At 62.4% G+C, this 20,893-nt stretch carries 26 protein-coding genes; 18 read left to right on the top strand and 8 right to left on the bottom strand.

Annotated elements, in window-relative coordinates; genetic code table 11:
- Window positions 1-20: 20 nt before the first annotated feature.
- Complete coding sequence (locus tag VNZ65_RS14810) at window positions 21-869, top strand: N-formylglutamate amidohydrolase (RefSeq protein WP_325670282.1); 849 nt, start codon at window positions 21-23, stop codon at window positions 867-869.
- 15 nt (window positions 870-884) lie between these two features.
- The gene (locus VNZ65_RS14805; RefSeq protein WP_325670280.1) at window positions 885-1,646 is read left to right on the top strand and encodes an IclR family transcriptional regulator; all 762 of its coding nucleotides are present in this window, start codon (window positions 885-887) and stop codon (window positions 1,644-1,646) included.
- A 67-nt stretch (window positions 1,647-1,713) separates the two neighbouring features.
- Here VNZ65_RS14805 and VNZ65_RS14800 read toward each other — a convergent pair whose 3' ends face one another.
- Window positions 1,714-2,574, bottom strand: a complete 861-nt coding sequence (locus VNZ65_RS14800; RefSeq protein ID WP_325670278.1) for a GNAT family N-acetyltransferase — start codon at window positions 2,572-2,574, stop codon at window positions 1,714-1,716.
- Window positions 2,575-2,590: 16 nt separating this feature from the next.
- Window positions 2,591-3,484, bottom strand: a complete 894-nt coding sequence (locus VNZ65_RS14795; protein ID WP_325670276.1) for a LysR family transcriptional regulator — start codon at window positions 3,482-3,484, stop codon at window positions 2,591-2,593.
- Window positions 3,485-3,581: 97 nt separating this feature from the next.
- Here VNZ65_RS14795 and VNZ65_RS14790 point away from each other — a divergent pair, with 97 nt between their 5' ends.
- The 3 genes from VNZ65_RS14790 (at window position 3,582) to VNZ65_RS14780 (ending at window position 5,779) form a co-directional block, all read left to right on the top strand.
- Window positions 3,582-4,574, top strand: coding sequence for an SDR family NAD(P)-dependent oxidoreductase (locus VNZ65_RS14790; RefSeq protein ID WP_325670274.1), 993 nt, complete (start codon window positions 3,582-3,584; stop codon window positions 4,572-4,574).
- A 163-nt stretch (window positions 4,575-4,737) separates the two neighbouring features.
- Window positions 4,738-5,271, top strand: coding sequence for a hypothetical protein (locus tag VNZ65_RS14785; protein ID WP_325670272.1), 534 nt, complete (start codon window positions 4,738-4,740; stop codon window positions 5,269-5,271).
- 112 nt (window positions 5,272-5,383) lie between these two features.
- Window positions 5,384-5,779 carry a hypothetical protein gene (locus VNZ65_RS14780; RefSeq protein WP_325670270.1) on the top strand — a complete coding sequence of 132 codons (396 nt, stop codon included), beginning with the start codon at window positions 5,384-5,386 and terminating at the stop codon, window positions 5,777-5,779.
- Between the two features lie 9 nt (window positions 5,780-5,788).
- Here the strand turns inward: VNZ65_RS14780 and VNZ65_RS14775 are convergent, their stop codons facing one another.
- Window positions 5,789-6,409, bottom strand: coding sequence for a TetR/AcrR family transcriptional regulator (locus VNZ65_RS14775; protein ID WP_325670268.1), 621 nt, complete (start codon window positions 6,407-6,409; stop codon window positions 5,789-5,791).
- A gap of 123 nt (window positions 6,410-6,532) precedes the next feature.
- On the opposite strand from VNZ65_RS14775, the gene VNZ65_RS14770 reads away from it, so the two are divergent.
- Window positions 6,533-7,192 carry an epimerase gene (locus VNZ65_RS14770; protein WP_325670266.1) on the top strand — a complete coding sequence of 220 codons (660 nt, stop codon included), beginning with the start codon at window positions 6,533-6,535 and terminating at the stop codon, window positions 7,190-7,192.
- Between the two features lie 7 nt (window positions 7,193-7,199).
- Here the strand turns inward: VNZ65_RS14770 and VNZ65_RS14765 are convergent, their stop codons facing one another.
- Entirely contained in the window at window positions 7,200-7,823 is a 624-nt protein-coding gene (locus VNZ65_RS14765; RefSeq protein WP_325670264.1) for a glutathione S-transferase family protein, read from the bottom strand.
- A 179-nt stretch (window positions 7,824-8,002) separates the two neighbouring features.
- Here VNZ65_RS14765 and VNZ65_RS14760 point away from each other — a divergent pair, with 179 nt between their 5' ends.
- Complete coding sequence (locus VNZ65_RS14760; protein WP_061935477.1) at window positions 8,003-8,287, top strand: HU family DNA-binding protein; 285 nt, start codon at window positions 8,003-8,005, stop codon at window positions 8,285-8,287.
- A 144-nt stretch (window positions 8,288-8,431) separates the two neighbouring features.
- Here the strand turns inward: VNZ65_RS14760 and VNZ65_RS14755 are convergent, their stop codons facing one another.
- Both VNZ65_RS14755 and VNZ65_RS14750 read right to left on the bottom strand, forming a co-directional pair.
- Window positions 8,432-9,283, bottom strand: a complete 852-nt coding sequence (locus VNZ65_RS14755) for a cysteine hydrolase (RefSeq protein WP_325670261.1) — start codon at window positions 9,281-9,283, stop codon at window positions 8,432-8,434.
- Window positions 9,284-9,318: 35 nt separating this feature from the next.
- Window positions 9,319-9,798: an HAD domain-containing protein gene (locus VNZ65_RS14750; protein WP_211473179.1), complete on the bottom strand. Its 480-nt coding sequence runs from the start codon at window positions 9,796-9,798 to the stop codon at window positions 9,319-9,321.
- 234 nt (window positions 9,799-10,032) lie between these two features.
- Here VNZ65_RS14750 and VNZ65_RS14745 point away from each other — a divergent pair, with 234 nt between their 5' ends.
- Together VNZ65_RS14745 and VNZ65_RS14740 are read left to right on the top strand one after the other, a co-directional pair.
- The gene (locus tag VNZ65_RS14745) at window positions 10,033-11,028 is read left to right on the top strand and encodes an LLM class flavin-dependent oxidoreductase (protein WP_325670257.1); all 996 of its coding nucleotides are present in this window, start codon (window positions 10,033-10,035) and stop codon (window positions 11,026-11,028) included.
- A gap of 13 nt (window positions 11,029-11,041) precedes the next feature.
- Entirely contained in the window at window positions 11,042-11,944 is a 903-nt protein-coding gene (locus VNZ65_RS14740) for a 1-aminocyclopropane-1-carboxylate deaminase/D-cysteine desulfhydrase (protein ID WP_325670255.1), read from the top strand.
- Window positions 11,945-11,954: 10 nt separating this feature from the next.
- Here the strand turns inward: VNZ65_RS14740 and VNZ65_RS14735 are convergent, their stop codons facing one another.
- The gene (locus VNZ65_RS14735) at window positions 11,955-12,179 is read right to left on the bottom strand and encodes a hypothetical protein (RefSeq protein WP_325670253.1); all 225 of its coding nucleotides are present in this window, start codon (window positions 12,177-12,179) and stop codon (window positions 11,955-11,957) included.
- Window positions 12,180-12,342: 163 nt separating this feature from the next.
- Here VNZ65_RS14735 and VNZ65_RS14730 point away from each other — a divergent pair, with 163 nt between their 5' ends.
- Window positions 12,343-13,338, top strand: coding sequence for a LysR substrate-binding domain-containing protein (locus VNZ65_RS14730; RefSeq protein WP_325670251.1), 996 nt, complete (start codon window positions 12,343-12,345; stop codon window positions 13,336-13,338).
- On the opposite strand, the gene VNZ65_RS14725 is transcribed toward VNZ65_RS14730, so the two are convergent.
- Entirely contained in the window at window positions 13,313-14,239 is a 927-nt protein-coding gene (locus VNZ65_RS14725) for an alpha/beta fold hydrolase (RefSeq protein ID WP_325670249.1), read from the bottom strand. The genes VNZ65_RS14730 and VNZ65_RS14725 overlap by 26 nt on opposite strands.
- A gap of 103 nt (window positions 14,240-14,342) precedes the next feature.
- Here VNZ65_RS14725 and VNZ65_RS14720 point away from each other — a divergent pair, with 103 nt between their 5' ends.
- From VNZ65_RS14720 to VNZ65_RS14685, 8 genes are all read left to right on the top strand, one after another.
- Entirely contained in the window at window positions 14,343-15,239 is an 897-nt protein-coding gene (locus VNZ65_RS14720; protein WP_325670247.1) for a LysR family transcriptional regulator, read from the top strand.
- Between the two features lie 132 nt (window positions 15,240-15,371).
- The gene (locus VNZ65_RS14715) at window positions 15,372-16,574 is read left to right on the top strand and encodes an MFS transporter (protein WP_325670245.1); all 1,203 of its coding nucleotides are present in this window, start codon (window positions 15,372-15,374) and stop codon (window positions 16,572-16,574) included.
- On the top strand, window positions 16,567-16,716 hold the full coding sequence (locus tag VNZ65_RS14710) for a hypothetical protein (RefSeq protein WP_325670243.1): 150 nt from the start codon (window positions 16,567-16,569) through the stop codon (window positions 16,714-16,716). Before VNZ65_RS14715 ends, VNZ65_RS14710 begins: the two co-directional genes overlap by 8 nt.
- Before the next feature lie 71 nt (window positions 16,717-16,787).
- The gene (locus VNZ65_RS14705) at window positions 16,788-17,426 is read left to right on the top strand and encodes a tRNA-uridine aminocarboxypropyltransferase (protein ID WP_325670242.1); all 639 of its coding nucleotides are present in this window, start codon (window positions 16,788-16,790) and stop codon (window positions 17,424-17,426) included.
- A 174-nt stretch (window positions 17,427-17,600) separates the two neighbouring features.
- On the top strand, window positions 17,601-17,879 hold the full coding sequence (locus tag VNZ65_RS14700; RefSeq protein WP_061935502.1) for a DnaJ domain-containing protein: 279 nt from the start codon (window positions 17,601-17,603) through the stop codon (window positions 17,877-17,879).
- A complete protein-coding gene (locus VNZ65_RS14695; RefSeq protein ID WP_325670239.1) occupies window positions 17,876-18,418 on the top strand; it encodes a hypothetical protein in 543 nt (180 codons plus the stop codon). Before VNZ65_RS14700 ends, VNZ65_RS14695 begins: the two co-directional genes overlap by 4 nt.
- 39 nt (window positions 18,419-18,457) lie before the next feature.
- Window positions 18,458-19,174, top strand: a complete 717-nt coding sequence (locus tag VNZ65_RS14690) for a hypothetical protein (protein WP_325670237.1) — start codon at window positions 18,458-18,460, stop codon at window positions 19,172-19,174.
- 45 nt (window positions 19,175-19,219) lie between these two features.
- On the top strand, window positions 19,220-20,437 hold the full coding sequence (locus VNZ65_RS14685) for a hypothetical protein (RefSeq protein WP_325670235.1): 1,218 nt from the start codon (window positions 19,220-19,222) through the stop codon (window positions 20,435-20,437).
- The last annotated feature ends 456 nt before the right edge of the window (window positions 20,438-20,893 follow it).

Genomic DNA, 20,893 nt, shown 5'->3' with positions numbered 1-20,893 from the left:
TCATAGAGTAAGGCACCATCATGCAAGACACGTATTTCCTCATCCGGCCGGAGCACGGCAAGCAGATTCCGCTGATCTTCGATTCGCCGCACAGTAGCCGTTTCTGTCCGCCCGACATGCGCGCCAGCGCGCCGCAAGAAGCCCTGATGTCGGGCTGGGACGCCTATGTCGACGAGCTGTGGAGCGGCGCGCCGCAATCCGGCGCCACATTGCTGGCGGCTGGCGTGCATCGCAGCTATATCGATTTCAATCGCGCCCGCGGCGACATCGATCCGGAACTGCTTGACCAGCCTTGGCCGCAGACTATCCAGGTCTCGGAAAAAAGCAAGGCCGGGATGGGCCTGATCCGCCGCTACGCCCTGCCCGGCGTGCCGATGTACCAGCGCAAGCTGAGCGTGGCCGAAGTGCAGCAGCGCATCGAACGCTATTACGATCCCTACCACGCCCAGTTAAAGCAGCTGATCGACCACGCCCACGCGCGTTTCGGCCAGGTATGGCATATCGATTGCCATTCCATGAAATCGGTTGGCAACGCCATGAATATCGACAACGGCGCGCGCCGTCCGGATTTCGTGCTGGGCGACCGCGACGGCAGCGCCGCCGATCCGGCCTTTACGCAATGGGTGGCGCAGCAGCTGCGGGCATTGGGCTATATAGTCAAGATCAACGATCCCTATCGCGGCGCCGAACTGGTGCGCGCCTATAGCGATCCGCAGCATGGCCGCAACAGCATGCAGATAGAAATCAACCGCGCGCTGTACATGAACGAGCAAAGCCTGGAGCGCAGCGCCGGCTTCTTGAAATTGCAGGAACACCTCTCCCAACTGGCAAAGGGCATGTCGAGGTATATTAGCGACAAATTAATCTGATCAGAAGCAGGAAGCATGGCCGACTATACCGTTGCCGCAGTAGATGAAGCATTGGCGCTGCTGTTGCTGGTGGCGCAAAGCCCGGGACTGGGGGTGACCGAGCTGTCGGTCCGCTCCGGCAACACCAAGGCGCGCACCTTCCGCCTGCTGTATACGCTGGAACAGCGCGGGCTATTGCACCGCGAAGGCGATACCCCGACTTACCATCTGGGCTACAAGGCGCTGTATCTGGGCGTCGCCGCCCAGGAACAGGTCAGCCTGGTGCGGGTGGCGCGCAGCCATCTGCGTGATATCGGCGGCATCTGCAATGAAAACGTCCAGGTGCGGGTGCGCGACGGCCTCGAGATGGTGTGCGTGGCGCGCTGGGAATCGACCCAGGCGGTGCGGGTCCATACCGATGTCGGCAATCGCCGGCCGCTGTATGCCGGCGCCTCCGGCAAGGTGCTGCTGGCGCATGCGCCGCAGGCGGTACAGGAAGCGGTGCTGGCCGGTGCGCTGACCCGTTTTACCGACAACACCATCGTCGAGCGCCAGGCCCTGGAACAAGAATTGCAGCAGGTGCTGGCGCAAGGCTATGCGGTGTCCTTCGCCGAACGCTCCAGCGGCGCGGTGGCGATCGCCGCTCCCATCATGGACGCTGACGGCGCGGTGATCGCCTCGCTCAGCATCGCCGGCCCGGCCAGCCGCATCAGCGCCGACAACCTGCAAGGTTTCATCGACCTGGTGGTACAACGCGCGCGCGATCTGTCGCTGGGCCTGGGATACGCTTACCGCTAGAGCACGCTTCATTGTCAAAATCCGTGCTGGAACGCACAATTTCCTCAAGCCAGCGTACCAATAAGGTTCACAAGCGCAGTTCGTAGACGGTCCAGCGCGGTGCATATTCGCTGAAGCCGAGCTTCTGATGCAGCCGCATCGAAGCCGCATTGCCGGCGGCGACCAGCGCCTGGATTTCGGTTTTGCCCTGCGCAGCCAGCTGCGCAGCCGCCAGCTGATACAGCTGTTCGGCCAGCCCTCTGCCACGCCAGCCATGGCGCACGCCGACGCCTTCGACGCTGCAGCCGTCGACCAAGGCAAAGGCTTGATACTCGCCGCTTGCATCCGCCAGCACCAGGCTGGCTTGCGGGTTTGCCGCCAGCCATTCTTCGCGTAAGGCGGCGACGGCGGGAATCGGTGAATTCGGCACGCCGGCAAACGTCTCCGCATAACAGGCGTGCAGCTTGTCCCAGTCGATGGCGTCGCTGGCGACCGCATGCAAGCCTGCCGGCAAGCCAGGCGCGGCGGCCAGCGGCAATGCGTGGGAAAAATTCACAAACTCGAACAAGGCGCCGAAGCCGGCTCGCTGCAAGCCTTCGCGCTTGGCGTTTTCGCCGGCCCGCACGCTGATGCGCAGCCTTTGCGCGCCAGCCGCGCGGACCTCTTCGCTGACGATGCCGATCAAGGCCGTGGCGACCTCGACATCAGCCGCAATCAGGGGCGAGCCATAGGCACAGCCGTCTTCAGCGATGCCGAGCGTGACCCAGGCCACGCACCCTGCCACTTGCTCTGCGCGCCAGATCATGGCCACGTTCTGGCCGTGCGCACGGCCAGGGCTCTGCAAATCGTGGGCCAGCGTGTGCACCATGTGCGGCGCCAGCTGCCGGTTCCACAGGTCTTGCAGCAGGGGTAGCGCGGCGGGCAGCAAAGGAGTGATATGCAGGGACATGATGATCGGCTTGGGTTCAGGTGGCTTGTGCAATATAGCTGGAAACGCCGGCCACCAGGGCATCGAAGGCGATGCGGCAGCGTTCGCTGGAGCGCAGGTCTTCGTGCATGACGATCCAGGTTTCCAGCTCGCTGCTGACGACGCCGGCCAGCACCGGCTGCAAATCCGGGTTGTGGCGCACCAGCGGGGTCTGGCACATGCCGATGCCGTAGCCGGCGCGGATCGCCGCCAGCTGCGCCAGCTGGTTGTCGGTGCATAGCGAGAACATGTCGCGCGAGAGCTGCAGGCCGCGCTTTTGCATGGCGCGGATGTAGCTGGTTTCCTGGTCGAAGCCGATCAGCGCATGCTGCTTGAGTTCACCGACGCTGGCCGGCATGCCGGCCAGTTCCAGGTAGCGGCGGTGCGCAAACAGGGCGAGCGGAATCGCACCGACCTTGCGCGCTACCAGCGCGCCCTGGCTCGGCTGCACCATGCGCACGGCGATGTCGGCGTCGCGTTGCAGCAGGTCCTGGGTGCGGTTCGACAGCACCAGTTCAATGCTGATGTCGGGACGCGCTTCGCGCAGAGCGGTCAGGATAGGCGGCAAGACTTCGGCGCCGACCACGTCCGACGCCGTGATGCGCACCGTGCCGCGCTGGCTGGCGGCGGTCGAGGCGCGCCGCAGCGCATTGGCGGTGACGCGCAGGTTGTCGGCGAAGGGCCGCAGGCTGAGGGCGGTGTCGGTCGGCGCCAGCCCGGTTTGCGAACGGATGAACAGCTTGACCCCGAGCGCCTGCTCCAGCGCTTCGATCTGGCGGCCGACGGTGGGCTGGGTCAGGCCCAGGCTGCGGGCGCCGCCGGACAGCGAGCCTTCTTCCAGCACGGCCAGGAAAGCGCGGTACAGATCCCATCCGGGTTCTTGGTTAATCATACAAATATGTATAGCCGATATGTTTAGATAGCCAATTTTAAACTAATCGCGCCGCTGTTACTCTGGACTCCTGCTTTCTTAATCCAAGGAGATCATCATGCAACAGACCACTTCAGCAACATCAGCAACATCGCGCAAAATCGCGCTGGTCCTCGGCGCCACCGGCGGCATCGGCAACGCCATGGCGCAAAAGCTGCTGCAGCGCGGCTGGCAGGTACGCGCGCTGCATCGGCGCGCCGCCCAGATGGCTGCCGCCGACAGCAACGGCATCGACTGGCGCCAGGGCGACGCCATGCAGCAGGCCGACGTCATCGCCGCCGCCGAGGGCGCCGCCATCATCGTCCATGCTGTCAATCCGCCCGGCTACCGCAACTGGGGCCAGTTGGTGCTGCCAATGATAGACAACAGCATTGCCGCCGCGCGCCAGTCCGGCGCGCGCATCATTTTGCCCGGCACTGTCTACAACTACGGCGCCGACGCCTTTCCCGATCTGAGCGAGAACTCGCCGCAGAATCCGGTCACCCGCAAGGGTGCGATCCGGGTCCAGATGGAACAGCGGCTGCGCCGCGCAGCGCAAGACGGGGTGCGCTCGCTGGTGGTGCGCGCCGGCGATTTTTTCGGACCGCACATGGCCAATGCCTGGCTTTCGCAAGGCATGCTGAAGCCGGGCCAGCCGGTGACCGCGGTGACCTATCCGGGCAAGCGCGGCATCGGCCATCAATGGGCTTATCTGCCCGACGTCGCGGAAACCATGATGCAGCTGGTCGAGCGTGAAGAAGCCTTGGCCGCCTTCGATACCTTCCACATGCAGGGCCACTGGGATGCCGACGGCACGCGGATGGTAGGCGCCATCGGCCGTGCCGCCGGCCGGGCGGACCTGAAAGTGAAGAGTTTCCCCTGGTGGCTGCTGCCGGCGCTGGCGCTCTTCGTGCCGGTGATGCGCGAAATGCGCGAAATGGCCTATCTGTGGCGTCAGCCTTTGCGCATGAACAATCGCCGCCTGCTCAAGGTGCTCGGCAGCGAGCCCCATACCGGCTGGGACCAGGCGATGCACAGCACGCTGGCGGGCATGGGTTGCATCAAGGAATGATCCGCGAGCAACATTATATTTTGCGGTAATTGGTTCCGGGGAATTCATGTCGGGGGATAATGCGTCTTGAACTTGATTCACAAACGGCTGTCGCCGCATACTGCGCGTATTCCCTCGGGAGGCGGGCAGCGGCGGCGGCCATCAATATTGGAAGCAACGCATTTTGAACACGACAAGAACCAAGCGCTGGAGCGGCAAGATGGATTCCCTGACAACTGACTATCTGAAAGATGTCATGGGCAAGATGGAAGTGTACGGCGACCGCGTACAGTTCGGACTGAGCAGTCCAGGGCCGCGCCCGTATTATCAGTTGACCAACAGTTCCGACAAGAAAATGGCCTTCGACGGCAATAACCATCTGCTGCATCCGAAAGAAGATGAATTCGTCGGCGTCAACAGTACCCCGGTCTTTTCGCTGGAACAGATCAAGGCCGCCATCGCCGCCGGCGGTTTCCGCTCCACCAGCAGCAGTTCCCGCAGTTCCGGCGGAACCACCCGCAGCAGCAGCCCGCGCGCCGGTTCGGTGGCGATGAAAGCCAAGGACCTGATCGACGCCGCAAGGTATGAATATTTCAGGAGCAACCGCCAGATCATGCCGGACGGCATAGGCGAACATTCGGCGGAAATCACCGAGCTGATGCTCAAGGGCAGCTCAGCCGCGGACGCCTTCGGCGAAGTCATCAAGCGTCATTTCTGACGCGTTTGCCGCGGCCTGGCAGCGCGCCGGGCCGCAGTATCTTGCAGTAACTATCCGCCGCCGGATGGCTGGCATAATAGCCGGATCGCAATTCCCGTCAAAGGAAGCAGGCATGATCCGGGCCATCATCTTCAGCGTCGCCTTCACCATCATTGCGCTGCCCGCCCGGGCCAGCTGCGCGGTCGCCGATGCGCTGATCGGCCAGTACGGCATTTCCTTCTCCGGTTTCACCCAAACCCTGCCGCGTGTCAGCCTGCCGGCAGAACAGCAAAGCCGGCCGCAAGCCTTGCTGACGCTGGCGCTGCCTAACCAGAACGGTCAGGTCAGCGATGGTTTTTCTCATACCGCCCTGATCAATACCGCGCAGAAGCGGGTCTGGATCCTGCGCACCGGCGGCTTCGCCGGGGTCTACCAGTGGTATGGTCCGGTGGCGTTGCCGGCAGCGGATTTTGCCGGCTGCAAAACCGAGCCGGGCGGCATGCCGCAGCCGGTCGGACGCGTCGGCTGAAGCAGGATTTCAGCGTTCGGCAGGCAGCTGGTAATAGGCCAGGAACATGTCCACCGCCGAATCCACCACCTGTTGCTGCATCTTGGCAGTCAGCGGTGGCTCGCCCAAGGTTATCTGCGGCCAGAACGCAAAGGTTTTCAGCAGGCTCTGCAGCTGATGCGCGGCGAAAGCCGGATCCACGGCCTTCAGACGGCCGTCGGCCTGCGCCGCGACGATCCAGGTGTTGACGCCTTCTTCCCGCTGGCCCATCCTGGCCACCATGTCCTGGGTCCGCTCCGGCGAATGGATGGCGGCGGCAATGGCGACCCGCGCCAGGTCGAGAAAATTGTTGTCGCTGAGCATGTGCATCTTCGATTGCAGCAGTTCGCGCAGCTGTCCGCGCAGGGGTTTGGCGGGGCGATAGCTGAGCGCGCTTTGCTCCTCGCTGGTCTGCCAGAGCCGGGTCAGGATTTCCGCGAACAATTCCTCTTTGCCAGGGAAATGGTTGTAGACCGTGCGCTTGGAGACCTCGGCGCGGGCGGCGATCTTGTCCATGCTGGTGGTTTCGAAGCCGTTGCTGCGGAATTCGGCGATAGCCGCCTGGACGATGGCCTCGCGCTTGCGGTCGGTAAGACGCGGAACTGTGCTCATGTTGTATCTCGGGATGGCGGATGTTGAATTGTACACCAATCAGTTTACTTTTTAAAAAATAGAAAGTACACTCTTCAGTGTAACTATTTGCCGCACATACGGCTATCGAGAACGGGACAGGCAATGAAAGTAATACTGTTTGGCGCCAGCGGCATGGTCGGACAAGGCGTGCTGCGCGAGTGCCTGCTGGACGACGGCATCGCAGAAATCCTGGTGGTCGGCCGCGCGCCGCTGGCGATTGCCAGCGACAAGCTGCGCCAGATCGTGCTGCCCGATCTCAGCCGCCTGGCCGAGCATGCCGGCGCCTTGCAGGATATCGACGCCTGCTTCCTTTGCCTCGGCGTATCGTCGGCCGGCATGACTGAGGCGCGCTACAGCGAGCTGACCTACGATCTCACGCTGGCCATCGCCGCCACCGTGGCGGCAGCCAGCCCGAACGTGACGCTGACCTATGTCTCCGGCGCCGGCACCGATTCCAGCGAGCACGGCAGCAGCATGTGGGCCCGCGTCAAGGGACGCACCGAAAACGCCTTGCTGCGTTTGCCGGTCAAGGCCGCCTTCATGTTCCGTCCGGGCGTGATCCAGCCGCTGCACGGGGTGGTCTCCAAGACCCGTTCCTACCGCCTGCTCTACCTGTTCGCCGGACCGCTGCTGCCGCTGCTGAAGCGGCTCTTTCCCAGCCATATCACCAGCACCGAGCAGATCGGCCGCGCCATGATCAGGCTGGCGCGCCAGGGCGGCCCCAGGCTGGTGCTGGAAAGCGTCGACATCAACGCCTTGTAGATCCGCCTTAAGGCAGGCCGTTACGGCCGTGCCGCAAAAAGCCGGGACGCAGGCTGAGCCGTTCAAAGTAGGCGCTCACGGCCGGATATTCGGCATGCTGCATGGGTGTCATCAGCCAGCGGTTGACCGACAGGCCGAGCGGCACATCGGCCAGCGTGAAGCTGTCGCCCAGCACGTAGGCGCCGGTAGCCGCCAGCTGCTGTTCCAGGATGCCGATATGGCGCGACCAGCTGGCCAGCGAAGCCGCCAGCGCCGCGCCATCGTTGTAGTCGGGATTTTTGCGCACCAGCGCCACGAATGCGTAGCGCCAGGAATTGTTCAGTTCGGTCGCCTGCCAGTCCATCCATTGTTCCACCCGGGCACGTTCGCGCGGCGCCGCCGGCAGCAGCCGGCCGTCGCCATAGGCCGCGGCCAGGTAGCGGATGATGGCATTCGATTCCCATAAAACGAAATCGCCGTCGCGGATCACCGGCACCATGGCGTTCGGATTCAAGGCCAGGTAATCTGGACTGTCGGTGGCGCGAAAGCCGCTGCCCCAATCCTCCCTTTCAAACGGCAAGCCCAGTTCATCGCAGGTCCAGAGCACTTTGCGGACATTGATGGACGATGCTTTTCCCAGAATTTTCAGCATGAGAGCTCTCTTTTTTTGTCGCAAAGACGGATTTTTGTGCTACAGATATATACCGCTGCACGCGGAATTTTAAAAGCAATTTGTCTGAAACCCGCGATTGCGGTAGTCTACATCGCCGATTCCAAGCAAATACGGTGCTAGAATTTGCAACTCACCACTTTTTTTGAGGATTTAACGAAATGAACAAAACCGAATTGATCGACGCCATTGCTACCGACTGCGAAATCTCGAAGGCCGCTGCACAGCGTGCACTGGAGTCCGTCGTGGACAATGTGATCAAGGCTGTTACTAAAGGCAGTACTGTTCAATTGATTGGATTTGGTTCGTTCTCTTCCGGTAAGCGCGCCGCTCGTGTCGGCCGCAACCCACGTACCGGCGAAGCAATCAAGATCGCTGCAGCCAAGACTGTGAAATTCACAGCTGGTAAAGCATTCAAAGATGCTGTGAACAAGAAGAAGAAATAATGTAACAATCGTCATTCAGCTTGACTGAGTGCCAGCCCCTTGAAGCAATTCATGGGGTTTTTTTTCGCCTGCCGGTTTGTGTCGACGACCGGCGCAGGTCGCCATGGTCATCGCTGATTGCCGATCTGCGTCCTGGCAGCCGGGTCAGTCGCCTGCGTTTTCCTGAAGCTCCGCCAGCACATCGGCGGCTTGCGCGGTGAGTGCTCCGCGCGCTGTCATGGCGGCCACAAACTCCCGGTATGGCTGTTCAAAGCCGCTTACCGGACTCATGCAATCGGTCACCAGCACCAGCTTTGCCACGTGCCGCGGCCCGAAATGTTCGGCGATGTGCTCGGTGGTCGCTTTCACGCAATGGCTGCCGGCTTCGCCGGCGATATAGATACGGTCGGCGCTGGCCAGACTGTCGAGGAAGGGCCGGTTCGACTGCGTCAGGGCGTCGTCCGGATCCGGCACTTCGGCCTGTACGGCGGAATAGTGTTCGGTCCACGGGTTGCTGCCCTTGCTGATCTTGGCGACGCTGCGCAGGGTCTGTTCTTCCCAGCGGTTGTAGGCGCGCCGCACATCGGCGTGGACGTTGTGTCCCCATGAGCCGATTTCGCAATGCACCGGCCAGATCATCAGCCGGTAGCGTCCTGCGGCTTCCAGCTGGTCCAGGTAATGCAGGACCCGCGGCAATGCAGCTGCCACGCGCGGCTGGTAGCTGCCGGCGCGCACCTCTGCTGCCGCGATCTGGGTAAATGGTGTGACCGCGCCGCCGCTGGCCGTGGTCCAGAAGCCGGGGTGGGCGATATCGAGTCGGTGATGCGAGTCGAGCGTGATGCTGATGGCGCTGAGGCCGGCGCCGCCGCCTTCGATCAGGCTGGCCACGCGCAGCATGTCGGCGTGGGCGCCGGGCACCGGCAATGCCGGTGTCTGCTTGTCCGGCAGGTAGCTGGGCGGGAGATCGCAAAAGTCGTTTTGCGGGTCGATGATCAACAAGTGCAGATTACGACGCATCTGTGGCTCCTAGACTACCTGTCTGTTTTTCCGGATTACAGCGCTGCCAGCATTTTCTTCAAGGCGTCCTGTGTGGCCGGATCGCTCAGGCCCAGGCTGCCCTTGGTTTCCAGCAGATGGTCGCGGCAGGCCGCCGGCCAGCCGAAGGCATCGTCGTCCAGCGCCAGCCAGCTGGTCGGCTTGCGCCTTTCGACGTCGCGCCAGACCTGCATGCCGCGCGGCATGGTGTCGAATTCCGCCGGCGTCAGCTTGGGGTGATGGAAGGTGGAGCCGATCACGCGTTCGCGCAGGCTTTCGGTCAGTTCTTGGCGGGTATCGTCGAACCCCAGCGCCCTGATCCAGCTGGTGGAGAGGACGATCTTGATTTCCGGATAAGGCGCCAGCAATTCTTCCAGGATCGGCATCCACTCAAAGAATGCGCGGTCAGGGGTGGCGATGTAGAGGCCGCGCTTGCGGTTGCGGATTACCTTGGCGTCATGCAGCACGCCGTTGTAGTCCAGATAGAGAATTTTCATGGTGCGTCAGTTATCAAGGTTGAATCGTGAGATTGAATCGCGGGGTTGAAGCGAAACCCCGGCCGCGGCAGGAATGCCGCTATCAGGCTTGCAAGTTTACTCCAAGTGGACCGCTGCGGCCCGCTTAATCGGCCGCGGCGCACGATCTGCGGTCAAAACGGCGCGCCGCCAGCAGGCTTAAAGCACTGCGGCTATACTCGAAAACCGCACTGACAGCTGAACAAGGAAGTAGCCGTGATACCAATTTCAATTCTGGACCTGGTCCGCATCCGGGAAGGCAGCGATGCCCGCGTCGCGCTGGATCATGCGCGCGATCTGGCGCTGCATGCCGAGGGCTGGAACTACCGCCGTTTCTGGATGGCCGAGCATCACAACATGCGCGGCATCGCCAGCGCCGCCACCGCGGTCGCCATCGGCCACGTCGCCGCCGGCACCAGCACGATCCGGGTCGGCGCCGGCGGCGTCATGCTGCCGAACCATTCGCCGCTGGTGATTGCCGAGCAGTTCGGCACGCTGGCCTCGCTGTTCCCCGGACGTATCGATCTCGGCCTGGGACGCGCGCCCGGCTCCGACCAGGCCACCACGCGCGCGCTGCGGCGCGACCCGGCCAGCGCCGAATCGTTTCCGCAAGACGTGCTGGAGCTGCAGGCTTTCCTGGCGCCGGCCGAGACCGGCCAGCGCATCGTCGCCGTGCCGGGCCACGGCACCAACGTGCCGCTGTGGATACTGGGTTCGAGCACCTTTGGCGCCCGCCTGGCGGCGGAACTCGGCCTGCCGTATGCCTTCGCTTCGCATTTCGCGCCCGATTCGCTGGAGATGGCGCTGCAGATGTACCGCGCCCAGTTCAAGCCCTCGCGTCAGCAAGCCAGGCCGCATGCCATGGTCGGCGTCAACATCATTGCGGCCGACAGCGATGCCGAAGCGCGGCGCCTGGCGACTACCCAGCAGATGTCCTTCACCGACATGCACCGCGGCGTGCGCGGCCTCAGCAAGCCGCCTATCGACGATATCGAGACTTACTGGACGCCGCTGGAAAAAGCCCAGGCTTCGCACATGCTGGCGCATTCGATCATCGGTTCGCCCGAGACCGTGCGCGCCGGCATCGAGCGCTTCTTGCTGCTTACCGGCGCCGATGAGCTGATGATTGTTTCGGACGTTTTCGAACACAAGGCGCGCCTGCATTCGTATCAGCTGATCGCCGACGTCGCGCGCGCCATCGAGCCGCTCTGAGCACTGGCTTTTTGTGCTGATTCCGGCTTCACCCTCACCCTGCCAGCTGATCGAAAGCAGCACTCTCCTCGGCCGCAGGATCTGGGTCAAGCGCGATGACCTGCTGCATGCCGAGGTCTCCGGCAACAAATTCCGCAAGCTCAAATACCCTTTGCTGGCATTGCAGGGCCGGCGTCCGGTGCTGGTCACCATGGGCGGTCCGTGGTCGAATCATCTGCATGCGCTGGCGCACGCCGCTGCCCTCGGCGGCTGGCCGAGCATAGGACTGGTGCGCGGCGCCGCCGGGATGAGCAGCGCGACGCTGGACGATTGCCGTCGCCTGGGCATGCAAATCCGCTTTGTCTCGCGCGAGGATTATCGCCAACTGCGCGCAGATGATGAAGCCTGGCGCCGCCATGTTGAGTCTGCCGGCGACAGTCATGTCTGGCTGCCGGAAGGCGGCAGCGCCCCGGCGGCGCTGCGCGGCGTGGCGGAGATGGTGGATGAAATTGAACAGCAGCTGCAGTTCATGCCGGAAGTGATGATGGTGGCCTGCGGCACCGGCGCCACGCTGGCCGGGATCCTTGCGGGTTTGCGCGGCCGCGGCCGGGTGATCGGCGTCGCCGTCTTGAAAGATGCCGCTTATCTGCGTCAGGAAATTGCGCGCCTGCTGCAGCAAGCCGGCTATCCGGACTACCAGAACTATCAGCTGCTCACCGACGCCCATCACGGCGGTTATGGCAAGGCGCCGCCCGAACTGCGGCAGTTCTGCCGCGATTTTTCGCAAGCGCTGGATGTGCCGCTTGAACCGGTCTACACCGGCAAGCTATTCCATGCGCTGCGCCGCTTGCAGCAAGCGCATGCCTTCCGCGACGATGAACGCCTGCTTGCGGTGCATACCGGCGGCATGCAGGGTGCGCGCGGGTTCATCGATTAGGCGCAGGTCGTTAATATTCACGCGCCCGACGCTCGTCCTGGCACGGCCGCGCCGCATCCAGGTAACCGATATCGCGCAAGACATGATCGCTCAAGTCCTGCAGCCTGATCAGCGGTGCGGCGGCCGGCGTTTCCAGCCGTTGCCGCCACCAGGCGGCAGCTAGCCGCAGGGTTTGCAAGACGCCGGTCGCGACACGCTGTGAGCGCGCCGAGACGGCAAGGGACGGACCAGGCAAGGCTGTAACAGTTTGGCAAGTTGTCGATGCGCAGTTCATGGCGGGCTCACAGGTGAATTTGAGGAAGACTTGAGTTGTTTCTAAAAAGCAGTTTCGGTATTGGTAAGCATATCGAACCAAGTATCCCTTGGGAAACGACTTGTTTTAACCATCTTGGTCAGCTATGCTTACCAGCATGAGCCGACTCCCACTACATACCCTGCCGGTGTTCCGCAGCGCCGCCCGCTCGCAGAATCTGCGCGCTACCGCGCTCGAAATGCATCTCACCCATAGCGCTGTCAGCCAGCAGATCGGCGTGCTGGAACAGCAGCTTGGTTTTGCCCTGTTCGAACGCCGCGGCCGCCGCATCGTGCTCAATGAAGCCGGCCGGACTTTGCTGTGCAGCGTCGAATCGGCCTTGGCGCAGCTCGATACCGGCGTGCTGGCAGCTGCCGCTACCGCGGTCGGCGCGTCGCAACGCTTGCGCCTGACCGTGATGCCTTCTTTCCTGCAACGCTGGCTGCTGCCGCGCATGCAGCGCTGGCGCGAGCGCCATCCCGATATCGCGCTGGAACTGCATTCTTCGCAACAGTTGATAGACTTGCAGCGCGACGGCTTTCACGCTGCACTGAGACAAGGCAAGGGCGGCTGGCCGGGCTTGAGCGATGAACGCCTGATCGATAGCCCGCTGGTGGTGGTGGCCTCGCCAGCTACTGCACGGCGCTTGCAAGGCGGCAGCGTGGCCGCGCTGGCGCACGAGCCGCTGCTGGGCGACAATGAATTATGGGATCGCTGGTTCAGCGAAGCCGGATTCACGCTGCACAGCAATCCGGTGGCCAGCTTCAACGACGCCGGCCTGATGCTGCAAGCCGCCGAGCAAGGGCTGGGGATTGCGCTGGGACGCGAGTTCATGGTGGCCGACGCTCTGCGCGACGGCTTGCTGGTGCAGCTGTCGGAACAACGGCTGGAGCCGGATGCCGAGTACGCTTCCTATTTCCTGGTGTATCCGCCCGCCCTGCGCGACTGGACGCCGCTGCAAGCCCTGCGCCGCTGGCTGCATGATGAAGCTTGCGATCTGCAGAAAAGCATGGGGTCGGTCGCGCCGGTGATTGTGCCGATGGCGGCAGAACCGCCGCAGAAGCCGGCGGCGCGGGTTAAACCTGCAAAGCGGAAGCCTTAGAGACCTTATCGGCAACCGTTTCCGCCGGCAGAAAATCGGCGACTTGGCGCACGATGGCGCCGTCATCCAGCCACGCCAGCGATTCCAACCACAGGCTATTGCTGAAGCGCTCATGGAAAAAGGCGAAATGGCCGATTGCCGCCAGCGCCAGTTGTTCCGGCCTGACCACCACATGGCTGCGCTCGCTGCCGCGGTAGTGGCGCAGCAGCCGCAGCACCGCAGCCGGGGTGCCGAAGTTGTCGTCGCTGATGCTGTAGGCCAGCAGCGGGCAGCGCAGCTGCGCAAACAAGCGGCCCGCGCCGCCGGGTTCCAGCTGCGCGCGGCGGAACGCCCATTCATAGGCTACGCCGGCCGGCAAGTCTTCCAGCCAGCCCAGCCGCCGTCCTGGAAAATAGCCGGCCAGCGCGGTCGCCAGCGGCATCAGCAGATGCCACTTGAGCAGCATGCGATAGCGGGCATGGGCAGCATAATCGCGCCAGTAGGCGAACTGCGCCGCCACCGTCAGCATGCGGCCGATGCGGCCGTTGGAGGCGCTGAAGCCGGGCAGCACGCCGCCGATGCTGTGGCCGATCACGGCGATGTCGGCATCGGGGAAATTCTTGATCACCCACTGCATGATGCCCTCGAAGTCCTTGCTGCCCCAGTCGGACTTGCTGGCCTTCAGGCGCCGCAGCGAGCGCGGCCGCGAGGCGCCGATGCCGCGGTAGTCATAGGTGATGGCGAGATAGCCGTGGGCCGCCAGGAAACGGGCGTAGCGCGCATAGTAGCTAGCCTTGACGCCGGTGGCGCAGTTGATGATGGCGACTCTTTGCGGCAGCTGCAGCCGGTCGGAATAGTACAGGGTCGCGGCCAGAGGATAGTCATCGCTGGCGGCAATCCGGGTGGCTGATTCGATCTGCATGTTTCCTCAAATTGCTGCTGTGTGTGTACTCGATTGTAGAGAGCAAAAGGCGAACGCATAAGGTATGCTGCCATCATCTCTTTGTTGAGCACGATTCACCAATATGAATAATCTCGACGCCAATTCCCTGATCATTTTCCATCACGTGGCCAGCAGCGGCAGCTTGACCAAGGCCGCCGAGGCGCTGGGACTTTCGCGTTCCGCGCTCAGCCACCGCATCAAGGCGATCGAAGCGCGCCTCGGCTGTCAGCTGCTGATCCGCACCACCCGCAGCGTCAGCCTGACCGACGCCGGCTACCGCCTGGCGGCGTATGCCGGTCGCATCGCCGATACCCTGGGCGAGGCCAACCTGCTGGCCAACGGCCTCAACCAGGATAGCGCTGGCCTGCTGCGCATCTCGGCGCCGTCCGGCCTTGGCACGGTCTGGCTGCGGCCGCTGATCATGGCTTACATGGAAGCCAATCCGCTGGTCAGCGTCGATTTGCGCCTGAATGAATTTGCGGTCGACATCACCCGCGATCCGTTCGACCTGGCGATCCGCGTCACCTCGCAGCCGCCGGAGAACGTGGTGGCCAAGAAGCTGTTCGGGATTTCCTGGTGGCTGTGCGCCAGCCCGGAACTGGCGGCGCGTTTTGCCGGCGAGCTGGCCGAGCCCGACTTGGCGGCGATACCGGTGGCCGGCTTCGCCAGAGCCAGTCATCTGCACGATATCGTCCTCACGCGCGGCAAGCAGAAGCTGCTGGCGACGCGTGCGCCGGTGCTGGTATCGAACGAGCTGCAGGTGGTGCGCGATGCACTGCTGCGTTCGCTCGGCATGGCGGTGCTGCCGGACTATTATGCGAAGCAGGACGTGCAGGCCGGACGCCTGCTGCGCTTGCTGCCCGAGTGGCAGGTCAACGCCGGCTACGGCGATCACGTCTACGCCTTGCACCTGCCCGGCAAGATGACGCCGCCCAGGGTCAAGCGGCTGATCGATTTCCTCAAGCGGCGCAGCCAATAGTGATCGCTATTGTTGAGTTTTCCTCACCTCAGATGTGATCCGGCGCCGTCTTATCCGGCTTCCGCGCCGCGTCTACAATGATTTCAGGACGGCAGCGCTTGCGCCGCATCGCAACCCTTCTGTGGAAACCCTATGACTGCCAAGCCGCGCGCCCCCTGGCTGATGTTGACCTGCTTCGGCATGATCCTGTTCCTGTGCATCGGCCAGCGCCATAGCTTCGGCCTGTTCCTGCGCCCAATGAGCATGGACCTGGGCTGGGAGCGCGCCACGTTTTCCTTCGCCATTGCCTTGCAGAATCTGGTGTGGGGCGTCAGCCAACCTTTCACCGGCATGCTGGCCGACCGCTACGGCGCGCGCCGCACTTTCATTGCCGGCGGCATTTGCTATGCGCTCGGCCTGTACGGCATGTCGCAAGCCGCCAGCGGCCTGCAGCTGGTGGTCAGCGCCGGACTGCTGGTCGGACTGGCGCAGAGCTGCACCGGTTTCGGCATCGTCTACGGCGCGCTCGGCAAGATCGTCAGCGCTGAAAAGCGCGGCATGGCGCTGGGCATCGTCGGCGCCTTCGGCTCGCTCGGCCAGTTTGCCATGCTGCCTTCCAACCAGGCGTTGATCGGCCATCTGGGCTGGTCGCATGCGCTGCTGGTCGGCGCCGGCCTGTGCCTGCTGATGGCGGCGCTGGCCTTCGGCACGCCGGCCGGCGCCGCCAAGCCGGTTGCCAGCACCGGTCAAAGCATGGGGCAGGCGCTCAGCCAGGCTTTCCGCCACAAAGGCTTCCTGCTGCTGACCCTGGGTTTCTTCGCCTGCGGCTTCCAGCTGGCGTTCATCGCCACCCATCTGCCGGCTTACCTGGCGGACCAGGGCCTGAGCCCGACAGTGGGCGTGACGGCGCTGGCGATCGTGGCGCTGGCGAATATCCTGGGCACCTGGCTGTGCGGCTATTTCGGCGAGAAATTCAGCAAGAAGTACCTGCTGGCGGCAATCTACGGCATCCGCGGCGTCGCCCTGGCGGCTTTCGTCCTGCTGCCGGTGACGCCGCTCACTACCTACGTGTTCGCCGCTGTGATGGGGCTGATCTGGCTGGGCACGGTGCCGCTGTCGAATGGCGTGGTGGGGCAGATCTTCGGTTATCAATATATTTCCACCCTGTACGGCTTTGTGTTCTTGAGCCATCAGCTGGGCAGCTTTCTCGGGGTCTGGCTAGGCGGCCTGCTGTTCGACCTGACTGGCAGCTACCAGGCAGTGTGGGTTATCGCCATTGGCCTCAGTGCGGTGGCGGCCATCATCAGCCTGCCGATCGATGACCGCGCGATCCAGGTCCGGCCCGTCCATGTCTGAGCCAGCCTCGATGCGCCTGAAGCGCTGGCTGCTGATATTACTGGGCGGCGTCGTGCTGCTGGGCCTGCTGACCGCATGCTTCCGCGCCTATCTGCGGCCGGATTTTCTGCTGGAACTGGTTTCAAGCAATTTAATGTGCTGAATCCGGCGCAGCGTGCTCGCGCAGCAGCCAACGGTGGTTAGAATTGAGTCTGCCATCGATTCTCTTACGCCATGACCCAGCTGGATCCTGTCAAACGCCTTATCTGTCCACGCTGCCTGCGGCCGCAGCGCACTTGCATCTGCGGCTGGATTACGCCGACCGCGCATGCAGTGCAGCTGCTGATCCTGCAGCACCCGCTGGAAGTCGGCCAGGCCAAGGGCAGCGCCGTCCTGTTGCAGCTGAGTTTGCCGGGCGCCCGGCTGGAGGTCGGCGAGGCGTTTGCAGAGCCGGCTTTGCAAACGCTGCTGCAGCCGCCGCCCGGCGGCCGCACTCTGCTGCTTTATCCGGACATGCCGGAAGAGCGAAGCCTGCCATTGGCCGCGCCGCCGCCGCTGGATCCGGCGCGCTTGCCTGCGGCGGAAAAATTGCTGCTGGTGGTGCTGGACGGCACCTGGCGCAAGAGCCGTAAAATGCTCTATCTCAATCCGCTGCTGCAGCAGCTGCCGCGCTTGGCGTTGCAGAATCTGCCGGCTTCGATGCCGGCGTCGCGCTACCTGATCCGCAAGGCGCACCGCCCGGGGCAATTGTCGACGCTGGAGGCTGCTTGCCACGCCTTGATGCAACTGGAGCATAATGAGGAACGTTATCTGCCGCTGCTCACGGCGTTTGATGGCTTCGTGGCGCAGCAGTTTGCCTATGGAGAGCGCTGAAAACCGTGGTTTTCCAGCGACGCCCGGCATCGACTTCCGGCCTGTGCTCGTGTATCCTCCGCAGTCTCTCCCTAAGCGTTTGTTTTCTCTTGGCAACAAATGCTTACCCTGCAAGTATTCCATCAGTAACAAGACGACGGTCGGCCTGACCGCGACGCCAACGTGTGAGGACGCATGAAGGATTATTACGCCGTTCTCGGCATAGACAGTGATGCAAGCAGCGGCGCCCTGAAAAACGCCTACCGCAAGAAAGCCTCAGAGTTTCACCCCGACAGGAATACCGCGCCCGATGCGCCGGCCCGCTTCCGCGATGTGCAGGAAGCCTACGATCTGTTGTCGGATGCCGTGAAACGCCAGGAATACGATGAAAACCGGCGCCGCAGCCTGCTGGAAAACCCGCTTGAGAGCGCCCGACAAATCTGGACCACTTATATGAACAAGGTTATGCAATGATGCTTTCCGCTTTTTTTGAAGACTTGACCAAGGCTTATCAGGCTGAACTGGAAGACTTGCAAAGCGATTCCGAAGGCAACGATATCCTGACCTCGCGCCTGAAGAGCAAGCGCTCACAGTTTGCACTGATGATGCCGATGATAGAAACCGATCCGGAAATGGTGGCGGTGGCTTTTCACGGCGGCGTCGATTTTACCAATCCGCGGCAGCTGACCATGCTGCTGGGCGACGAGCCGGACGACTTTCCTGCCTGGACCGACGTCGCCGACGCGGTGCAGTTCGAATCCTGGGCGCAAAAGCTGGCCGACATCGCCTTGCAAGAGCCGGGCGGAGAGCGTTTCCTGATCACCACCGTCTGCCTCGAATACCTGTATGAGAAGAGCAACGGCAGCTATCAGGGCGTCTACGGCCAGTCGGCTCATGGCGAATCGGACGATGCGGTAGAGGGCGTCGAGGACGACGGTGAGGAAGACGGCCGCGACCTCGAGATCGAAGGCGCCGACTGGCTGGCGGAGCAGGGCTTCGAACGGCTGGGCTGATTTATACATTTGTTTTTTCGTCAAATTTACAGTGATTTCATGACAAACGCGCTCGTAGTAAAAGCAGCAAACCTGATCCGCAACGGCGATATCGCCGGCGCCGAATTCGCCTTGGTCAGCCTGGCCGAGACCGAGGGCGACTACGCCCTGGTCGCTGCGCTGGAGACGCTGCCGCCGAAAGACTTGCTGGCGGTGATCCGCGAATACGACACCTCGAAAGAATCGGTGGTCAATCTGGTGGTGACGCCGGAGCAGTTTGCGCGCGCGGTGGTCATGGAACGTTTGTACGGCGATCATAGCCATGTGCGCCTGCGCGGCATGATCAACGCGGTGCTGTTTCGCGACGATAGCCAAACCGGCGAGTTCATCGAAGCCATCGGCGATGTCGACGGCGGCTGCGAAGCGCTGATCGACTATCTGTCGGACCGTGATGAAGAAGTCGTGCATTTTGTCACCTACGACACGTTCAACGTCAACCGCATGGAAGAGGGCGATGAAGTCGACAAGGCGGAAATCAGCGACCGCGACTGGAAGGAACTGACCTGGCTGCTCAAGCACGAGCACGCCGACATGTTCGAGCAGATCTGGCCGGTGCTGAAGAAGCGCATGAAGGAACGCCTGCGGCGCGAGGCCGAGCAGGAGCTGCTGGAACAGCAGGCGCAGGAATCGCAGGAGCCGCAAGAGCCACGCAAGCGTCCCGCCGCTGGCGCGGCGCCTGCAGCCGTCGCCGATTCCGGCGAAGAGTCGGCGCTCTGAGCGTCGCTTGCTGCTGTTTCCATTGTTCCTGAACTGATGCATCCCATGGCCGAAAAACAACGGAATATCGACCTCATCGACAAGCGTCCTTTCTTTGAAAAGGCGCTTGGCTTCGGTCTCAAGAGCGGCATCCTGGTCCAGGAAAAATGCCGCGCCATGATAGACGACGCTGCCAAAGGCACGGTGCAGGTGGCCGCCTTTTTTGGCACCAGCCATCTGCATACCGACCTGGAAAATGCGCGGCAGCGCATCGTCAATCTGATCAGCCTGTACCTGGAACAGACGTTTAGCGGTGACTTGCAGAAGGCTGCGGAATCCTTGCGCGACAACACTTTCCTGTCGCATTCGCGCGGCGGCAACGAGATGCTGAAGGCTTTGCATGCGCTGCCGGATTCCACCGTGTTTGGCGACACCAAGGGCCAGGGGCTCAAGGAATTCCAGGATGAGCGGACGCTGGCCAAGCCTTTTTCTTTGAGCGCTTATCGCAAGGAGTTGAAGGCGCGCGAGGAGGCTGGGGCGGTGCTGGCGGCGGCCTTGTGGTTTGCCGGCGAGATGGGGGTGGAGCGCGCGGCTCTGGAGTTCGCGGGGGCGGAGACGGTGATTCGTACTGCCTTGCTGGTGCGGCTTGGGGCTGCCGAGGAATTTCCTGATCGTGTGGGCTTTGCCAAGCTGATCGCTGCGGTGCGCGGCGATTGCACTGCCGGCGGGAAGTTGAAATTCCCGCGGCAATTACTGGACGACGTGCCTGCCGAGCATCGCGATATTGCCGGCAAGGTGCGGCGTGAAATCGAGAAGCAGGATGCTTTGGCGGATGCCGGGGTGGCGCTTGATTCTTTGCTGAACCGGATCGAGTTGCGTTACTTCGTGCTGGAAGGTGGGCTGGAGGATGTGGACGGCTTTGATGCGCTGGTTTCCAAGGAGTGGAGCAAGGTCACCAAGGGCAAGGAAGATCCTTATTCGCGCTTGACGGTGTTCATGTGTATTGCGGCGGGTATGAAGGCGAAGACTTCGGTGTCGGAGACCGAGGCGCGGGCGATGATCCGGCGGGTGCGCGAGCATGGTTTCGATAGCGCCGCGGTCCTGGCCTTCATCCGTGATGCGGCGCCGTTCGAGATCAAGGACAATCTCTTGTCCTTGTGGGAAGACGAGTTCCTGCCGGAAGCGGAGCAATACCTGCTCGATGAAGACGATCTGAAATTCGCGCGCGCAATGAAATTCCTGAAAGAAAACTGCAACATCAAGCTAAAAGCCGTCGCTAGGTAAAGAAAAACGATTGCGCTGCACCCGCAGCAGTCAAATGGGGTCAGAGTTTTTTTTCGCGGCTTTTCGCGAAAATTACTCTGACCCCATTTGACGTTCTACGAGGTACGTGCGATGGCATGCTAAGTTCGGTCTGATTTGGCGACCTCCACACGGGGAATATCAAAAGCAACGGCAACGTAGTTAAATAGGGTCGGAGTTTTTTTTCGCGGCCTTTTGCGAAAATTACTCCGACCCTATTTAACGGGCTACGGAGTAGATGTCTTGACATGCTAAGAACGGTCTGTGGCTTGATAACACGGCTACCACTCCGTGGAAGCTAGCCGGGAGCGGCCCGGCAGCCGCTCACTTTCTTTGCTTCGCCAAAGAAAGTAAGCAAAGAAAGGCGACCGCAAAGCCGTTGCCCTCCCTTCGGTCGGGTCCCCAAATCCGGCGCGCGCCAGCCGGGTGAGGGGCAAA

This window comes from Collimonas sp. (assembly GCF_035566555.1).
Lineage (GTDB): Bacteria > Pseudomonadota > Gammaproteobacteria > Burkholderiales > Burkholderiaceae_D > Collimonas.
The sequence above is the reverse complement of the archived record's forward strand: the minus strand, read 5'-3'. Positions and strand labels throughout refer to the sequence as shown.